The sequence below is a fragment of the Agathobaculum sp. genome (genome assembly GCF_050946325.1).
Classification (GTDB): domain Bacteria; phylum Bacillota; class Clostridia; order Oscillospirales; family Butyricicoccaceae; genus Agathobaculum.
Genome location: NZ_JBMNUP010000105.1, coordinates 1 through 6,587 on the forward strand (window position 1 = coordinate 1; position 6,587 = coordinate 6,587).

General features: G+C 49.5%; 7 protein-coding genes. 2 read left to right on the forward strand and 5 right to left on the reverse strand.

Annotated elements, in window-relative coordinates; translation table 11 throughout:
- Window positions 1-204 precede the first annotated feature (204 nt).
- A complete protein-coding gene (mtaB, locus tag ACOYIE_RS08185; RefSeq protein ID WP_433412198.1) occupies window positions 205-1,491 on the reverse strand; it encodes a tRNA (N(6)-L-threonylcarbamoyladenosine(37)-C(2))-methylthiotransferase MtaB in 1,287 nt (428 codons plus the stop codon).
- 150 nt (window positions 1,492-1,641) lie between these two features.
- On the opposite strand from mtaB, the gene ACOYIE_RS08190 reads away from it, so the two are divergent.
- Window positions 1,642-2,400, forward strand: a complete 759-nt coding sequence (locus ACOYIE_RS08190) for an EFR1 family ferrodoxin (RefSeq protein ID WP_433412200.1) — start codon at window positions 1,642-1,644, stop codon at window positions 2,398-2,400.
- 150 nt (window positions 2,401-2,550) lie between these two features.
- Here ACOYIE_RS08190 and ACOYIE_RS08195 read toward each other — a convergent pair whose 3' ends face one another.
- Together ACOYIE_RS08195 and ACOYIE_RS08200 are read right to left on the reverse strand one after the other, a co-directional pair.
- Window positions 2,551-3,459, reverse strand: a complete 909-nt coding sequence (locus ACOYIE_RS08195; protein WP_433412202.1) for an NlpC/P60 family protein — start codon at window positions 3,457-3,459, stop codon at window positions 2,551-2,553.
- A gap of 32 nt (window positions 3,460-3,491) precedes the next feature.
- On the reverse strand, window positions 3,492-3,791 hold the full coding sequence (locus ACOYIE_RS08200) for a hypothetical protein (protein ID WP_433412204.1): 300 nt from the start codon (window positions 3,789-3,791) through the stop codon (window positions 3,492-3,494).
- A 288-nt stretch (window positions 3,792-4,079) separates the two neighbouring features.
- Between ACOYIE_RS08200 and ACOYIE_RS08205 the strand changes: the two genes are divergently transcribed.
- Window positions 4,080-4,415, forward strand: coding sequence for a hypothetical protein (locus tag ACOYIE_RS08205; RefSeq protein ID WP_433412206.1), 336 nt, complete (start codon window positions 4,080-4,082; stop codon window positions 4,413-4,415).
- Window positions 4,416-4,606: 191 nt separating this feature from the next.
- Here ACOYIE_RS08205 and groL read toward each other — a convergent pair whose 3' ends face one another.
- Together groL and ACOYIE_RS08215 are read right to left on the reverse strand one after the other, a co-directional pair.
- Window positions 4,607-6,232, reverse strand: coding sequence for a chaperonin GroEL (gene groL, locus ACOYIE_RS08210; protein WP_433412208.1), 1,626 nt, complete (start codon window positions 6,230-6,232; stop codon window positions 4,607-4,609).
- Between the two features lie 19 nt (window positions 6,233-6,251).
- Window positions 6,252-6,536 (reverse strand): co-chaperone GroES, encoded by a 285-nt coding sequence (locus ACOYIE_RS08215; protein WP_433412210.1) that lies wholly within the window; start codon window positions 6,534-6,536, stop codon window positions 6,252-6,254.
- Window positions 6,537-6,587: the final 51 nt, after the last annotated feature.

Sequence of the window (6,587 nt, forward strand, 5' to 3'; positions counted from 1 at the left end):
GCACGAACAGCAGCCGGCAGTATTATCGCCGCAGCCATTGTTGCCGTCGCAGCAGCAGATCCAGATCAGGATAATCACGATAATGATCCACCACCAATTTTTTTCGCCCCAGAACGAGTTAGAAGAACACATAAGCGTCATTTCCTCCTATTAAAGATTTCACTTCATACTATGGGGCGGGAGGAAATTTGGTTACATTCCGTATCAAAGAATTTCTGCCAGTACGCCATCACGGTACAAGTCAGTGATACGCACATCAATGGGAATATTTCTTTGCGCTTCTGCTTCTTTGATATATACAGGAAAACCATAGCGGCCATGTGCCGGTCTAAGTCCATGCGCACAATGTTCGGGCAGCACATTTAATATTCTGCCGATAAACCGCTTTCTATATTGCGCAGAAAGCGCGTCCGCTTCTTTCTTGGCAATCTGTGCGCGTCGCGCTTTTTCATTTGCAGCGATTGGATGCTCCATATTTGCGGCACGCGTTCCTTCTCGCGGAGAAAACGGAAAAACATGCACGGCTGCAAAGCCACAGCGCCGCAGGAATGAAACAGACTGCAAAAATTCTTCTTCCGTCTCACCGGGGAAGCCCACAATCAAATCGGTTGTCACCGAACAGTCCGGAAAAGCATTTTGCAGCAAATCAACACGGCGATAATATTGCTCCGCGGAATATTTTCTCCCCATTCTCTGCAGCACCGTATCACTGCCGCTTTGCAAAGACAGATGGAAATGGAGCGCTAAATTATCATAGCAGCAAAGGCGTTCGCAAAAATCTTCGTCAACAATGCGCGGATCGAGCGACCCCAGCCGGAAGCGCACCTGAGGGTGGGCAGCCAACAACTGCACCAACAGTTCCGTCAGAGAACTGCGGGGCTGCAGGTCCTTCCCATAAGACGCAATTTCAATACCGGTCAGCACAATTTCACGCGCCCCTGCGGCCTCCAGACGCGCAGTCTCCTGCTCGGCCAATACGGGTGAAAGCGAGCGAACTCGTCCCCGTGCATAGGGAATAATGCAATAGGTGCAAAAATTATTGCAGCCGTCTTCAATTTTCAGCAACGCACGGGTCCGCCCCTTGGGTATTCCAGCCGGCAGCAGTTCAAAATTGTTGCTGTCCTGCTCCGATACCTGTATTGCAGGTATTGACCTGCCGTTTACTGCAGCCTCGCACATCTCAATCACACGGGCGCGTTCTTTTGTACCGCAGACCAAATCAATCTCTGTGTTTTGGCGCACCTGCGCAGGGTCAATTTGCGCAAAACAGCCGCAAGCCGCAATGACTGCATTTGGATTATCTTTACGCAATTTGTGAAATGCCCGAATATTTTTATGGTCAGAAACCGACGTAACCGTGCAGGTATTGATAACCACCGCGTCAGCATCTCTGTCAACCAGTTCATGCCCCCTGGCTTCTGCAAGCTGGCTGAGCGCCTGGGTTTCAAACAGGTTCACCTTACAGCCCAGGGTAAAAAAAGCAAAGCGCATATCAATCTCCTTGTTTATATGAATCTGCTATGCCATCATGCAATACGCAACTAATTATACCTTTTTTACCGCAGCTTGTAAACATTGACACCTATCAGGCGGTGTGATAAAATCCAATTATACAAATAATATACAAAGGCGGGGAACAAAATGAATTGTTTTGAGATTATTTTCAGTCCTACGGGCGGCACAAAAAAAGTAGCGCATGTTCTTGCAAACAAGTTATCTGACCGCTCTTCGTGTATCGACCTGACCGATCAAAAGACTGACTTTACATCTTTTTCTTTTTCTGCGGACGATATCTGTCTGCTTGCTGTTCCCTCTTTTGGCGGCAGAGTGCCTGCCGTCGCAGCCGAACGTCTCCGCTTGCTGCGCGGAAACGGGGCAAAAGCAGTCCTTGTGGCTGTTTATGGAAACCGCGCATATGAAGATACGTTAGTAGAACTGCAAGATATCGCTGAAAGCGCAGGCTTTCGTTCCATAGCCGCGGTAGCCGCAGTAGCGGAGCATTCTATCATGAGACAATTTGCCGCCGGCCGTCCGGATGCAGACGATGTGCGCGAGCTGGAAGGTTTTGTAGAAACCATTCGGCAGCGCGCAGAATCGGAAACGATTCCCCCACTGGCAGTTCCAGGCAACCGGCCATACAAAGAGTGGCACAGTCTCCCCATGCATCCCAAAGCAAACCATGATTGCCGTTCTTGCGGCGCCTGTGCAGCGGTATGCCCAGTTGGGGCAATTCCGCCGGAAAATCCCAAGAATACGGATACCAGCCGGTGTATTTCCTGCATGCGCTGCATTTCGATGTGTCCCAGCCATGCCCGCGAGCTCAACAAGTTGCTTCTCTCTGGCGCCGTGCTCAAATTGCAGAAAGTGTGCAGCGGAAGAAAACCCAACGAATTTATTTGACGCATATTCGCAAAGTCAGAAATGTAAAAAGCTCTGCCATTTTACTGGCAGGGCTTTTGATTTTTTATCAAATTGTTGCAGGTGGCGCAGCAGTCTGATCTTAACGCAATGAAAAAGGAACACAAACCAGCTTTGTGTTCCTCTCGATACTTATTCAAAAATAACGCGGCCGCCACCCTGGAAGCGGGTTTCATAACTGCCGGACAACGATTCATACTTGACAACCGAACCCGTATGCGGCGAGTGAATAAATTGGCCGTCTCCCACATAGATACCAACATGGCTAATCGACGAAGCGCTGCTGCCAAAGAAGACCAAATCGCCGGGAAGCAGTTCCTCGCGTGTGAGATGCGTTGTAGCATTGTATTGCGACTGGGCCACGCGCGGAATCGAACCTACAGTGTTGTTAAACACATAAGAGGTGAAGCCGGAACAGTCAAAACCACTGGGAGTGCTGCCGCCATAAACATACGGCGTTCCCAGGAACTGCGCTGCATATGTAAGCACCGACGACCGGGCTTCACTGGTACCGGCATAAGCAATTGCATCCGCATCAGGCGAAACATTTGCATCCTTTTGTGTCTGCGCCGCGGCAAAACTGAGATAATCCGGATGAATATAGCCGGTAACACCATTATAACTTACCTTATACCAGCCGGAAGATACGCCAATTACATTCAATGCCGTTCCATTCCGCAAAGAAGACAATACCTTGCAGGAAGTGTTCGGCTCAGAACGCAGGTTAACCGTTGTATCACAAACAATGCGTCCCTCCCCCAGCGGGAAATCCGTAGTTAAAGTGCCGGTCAAATATTCGCCGCTGACATAGCCCTCTTTGCCGTCTGCAACCACTTTAAACCAACTATCGCTGTTGCTGAGCACCGCCAGCATGGTTCCCTGAGGAAGCGTGGCAATAATATCTCCCTCTGGCGCTTCTCGCAGATAGAGTGCATCTGCCTTGACCTTCGCCTGATACATGGCAAAAGCATTCGGCAGCGTCATAGAAACCGCCAAAACAGTCGAAACGGCAATGCGTAAAAGTTTCTTTGTTGGATTCATTGAACAACCTCCGTTTTATACAGCCGTTTCTGTTATTTGCTATTCAGCGCACGATTCAGCCAGATGGAGGCAATATCCATTGCAGCCCACAGGCTATCCTTCTCTGTTTTTTTCACGATACGTTCTTTAATCCGAACATTCGGATTGGTCTGCTGAAGCTGCACGGACACGCGCTTAGCGACAGGCAGCCCCTTTACTTCACCCGACTCGAGAATCTGCATCATAATAATATGGGTATCACTCATCGAACCATAATAAATGATGTTTTCTTTGCGCATCAGCGGGTGTCCTTTATATTCCAGAAGGTCTTTCTTCTTGGCAGTGGTAGGCATATCTATACTCCTTATAGTTACAAAACGGTTACAACCTAAGATTATATTCTGGTAACAGTATATCACAAAAGCATATATCTGTCAAACCATAATTCAAATTACCAAGGAAAACGTTTGTTTATTAGCGAAATTCGGTACAATATGCTAAAAATATGAATGAAAAAATCATTTTATGATCCGCCCCAAAAACACAAACAGCCTTGTTCGGACAACTGCTGCTCTTTTGCAGAAAAGACTGTCCGTCTATACGCTGCTATGTTATACTTTAATTATAAGGAGGTGCTTCATATGAAAAACGACGACTTTGGCTTTTACGGTAAAGGCATCGACGGGTATGTTCATTACCGCCAGGCGATGGATGAGTCAAATAAGTCCCGACCGAATGCCGCCTCCCCTGCTCATACTGCTTCCAAGCCGGAGCCTAAACCCAAAACACCCATGAGTGGAATTAATAAATTTCTATACATTAGCGGCGGGGCGGTATGCATCGACCTCATGCTGTTTGGCCTTGACGAGGAGTATATTTGGGTGATTCTTTTCTTTGTTTTGGGAGCAGCGTTCATCGGCGGGCTGATTGTAAAGTTCATTATGGTCCAACGCAAGAAGTCGGATAGTAGGGATTGATATGAACGCCGTGCCGGAATCAGTTCGGCAAATGCCCTTACGGAAATGCAAATAAAAAATCGGCACCTGCTTTTTGGGCAGGTGCCGATTTTTGTTACCCTATAACGCGCTTGTGTTCTTGGCGTAAGTTTGGCGTAAGTCCGCTTTTTCTCCCTCCAAAAACCAAGCAATTCAAGCCTTTGCGGTGTCTCTTAGTACATGCCGCCCATATCCGGAGCAGCCGGTGCCGGCGCTACAGGCTCCTTCTTATCGGCAACAAGGCTTTCCGTGGTCAGCACCATCGAAGCAACCGAAGCCGCATTCTGCAGCGCAGAACGGTTTACCTTGGTCGGGTCAACGATACCGTTGGCAATCATATCGCCATAGGTCTCGGTGGAAGCGTCAAAGCCATAGCCAACCTTGCCGCAATTCTTAACCTTATCTACAACAATCGCGCCTTCAATGCCTGCATTGATGGCAATCTGTGCCATCGGCGCTTCCAGACCGCGTGCAACAATCTGCATACCGGTCTTTTCGTCGCCCTCTGCCTTTTCAGCCAGCACTTCAACCGCAGCAATTGCATTGACATACGCAACGCCGCCGCCAGCAACGATACCTTCTTCAACCGCCGCACGGGTTGCGTTGAGCGCATCCTCAATACGGAGCTTCTTTTCCTTCATTTCGGTTTCGGTTGCCGCACCTACCTTGATGACAGCTACGCCGCCGGCAAGCTTGGCCAAACGCTCCTGCAGCTTTTCACGGTCAAAATCAGAGGTTGTGCGCTCAATTGCGCCGCGGATTTCAGCAACGCGGCTGGCAATTGCCTGCTTGTCGCCAGCACCGTCTACAATGGTAGTATTTTCCTTGGTTACGATAACCTGACGCGCAGAACCCAGCATATCCACAGTGGCATCCTTCAGTTCAATGCCAACCTCTTCAGAGATAACCGTGCCGCCAGTCAGGATAGCAATATCACGCAGCATGTCCTTGCGGCGGTCGCCAAATCCAGGCGCCTTAACTGCAACGCAGGTAAAGGTACCGCGCAGACGGTTAACAATCAGGGTAGACAGCGCCTCGCCCTCAATATCCTCAGCGATGATCAGCAGCTTTTTGCCGGATTTGACAACCTGTTCCAGCACAGGAAGCAGTTCCTGAATGTTGGACAGCTTCTTATCGGTAATCAGTACCAGCGGCTCATCCAGCACAGCTTCCATCTTCTCCGTATCGGTGCACATATAGGGAGTGACATAACCGCGGTCAAACTGCATGCCTTCCACAACTTCGGAGTAGGTCTCTGCAGTCTTGGACTCTTCAACCGTAATAACGCCGTCAGTCGAAACCTTTTCCATTGCTTCAGCAATCAGCTTGCCGATTTCTTCATCGCCAGAAGAAACCGCGCCGACGCGGGCAATATCATTCGTACCGTCAACCGCCTTGGAATTCTGCGCAATAGCATCTACTGCGGCAGCCACAGCCTTGGAAATACCGCGGCGCATAATCATCGGATTGGCGCCCGCAGCAACATTCTTCAGACCTTCGCGCACAAAGGCCTGCGCCAGAACGGTAGCCGTGGTCGTACCGTCGCCTGCAACATCGTTGGTCTTGGTTGCAACTTCCTTTACCAGCTGCGCGCCCATATTTTCATAAGCGTCGTCCAGCTCGATTTCCTTGGCAATCGTTACACCGTCATTCGTAATCAGCGGAGCGCCGAACTTCTTGTCCAGTACAACGTTGCGGCCCTTGGGACCAATCGTAACCTTAACGGTATCGGCGAGCTGGTCAATACCACGCTGCAGCGCCTTGCGTGCATCCTCACCGTAAATAAGCTGTTTCGCCATGATTCATTACCTCCTGAAATTACTCAACAATAGCCAGAATGTCGCTCTGACGGACAATGATATATTCCTCGCCGTCCAGCTTGATCTCTGTGCCGGAATATTTGCTGGTGATGACCTTTTGGCCCTTCTGGACTTCCATCTTGATCTCCTTGCCGTCCACAACGCCGCCGGGGCCAACCTCAATAATTTCTGCAATCTGCGGCTTTTCCTGTGCAGATGCAGTAAGAATAATGCCGCTTGCGGTGGTTTCCTCCGCTTCGATCATCTTGATGACAACACGATCGCAAAGGGGCTTGAGCTTCATAACGAATTCCTCCTATGAAAAATAAAATAAACAATTCCAGTTGTTAGCACT

What these genes read in the sequence shown, in the direction of transcription:
- mtaB (WP_433412198.1), bottom strand. Translation starts at nt 1,491, where the DNA reads ATGCGCTTTGCTTTTTTTACCCTGGGCTGTAAGGTGAACCTGTTTGAA.
- ACOYIE_RS08190 (WP_433412200.1), top strand. Translation starts at nt 1,642, where the DNA reads ATGAATTGTTTTGAGATTATTTTCAGTCCTACGGGCGGCACAAAAAAA.
- ACOYIE_RS08195 (WP_433412202.1), bottom strand. Translation starts at nt 3,459, where the DNA reads ATGAATCCAACAAAGAAACTTTTACGCATTGCCGTTTCGACTGTTTTG.
- ACOYIE_RS08200 (WP_433412204.1), bottom strand. Translation starts at nt 3,791, where the DNA reads ATGCCTACCACTGCCAAGAAGAAAGACCTTCTGGAATATAAAGGACAC.
- ACOYIE_RS08205 (WP_433412206.1), top strand. Translation starts at nt 4,080, where the DNA reads ATGAAAAACGACGACTTTGGCTTTTACGGTAAAGGCATCGACGGGTAT.
- groL (WP_433412208.1), bottom strand. Translation starts at nt 6,232, where the DNA reads ATGGCGAAACAGCTTATTTACGGTGAGGATGCACGCAAGGCGCTGCAG.
- ACOYIE_RS08215 (WP_433412210.1), bottom strand. Translation starts at nt 6,536, where the DNA reads ATGAAGCTCAAGCCCCTTTGCGATCGTGTTGTCATCAAGATGATCGAA.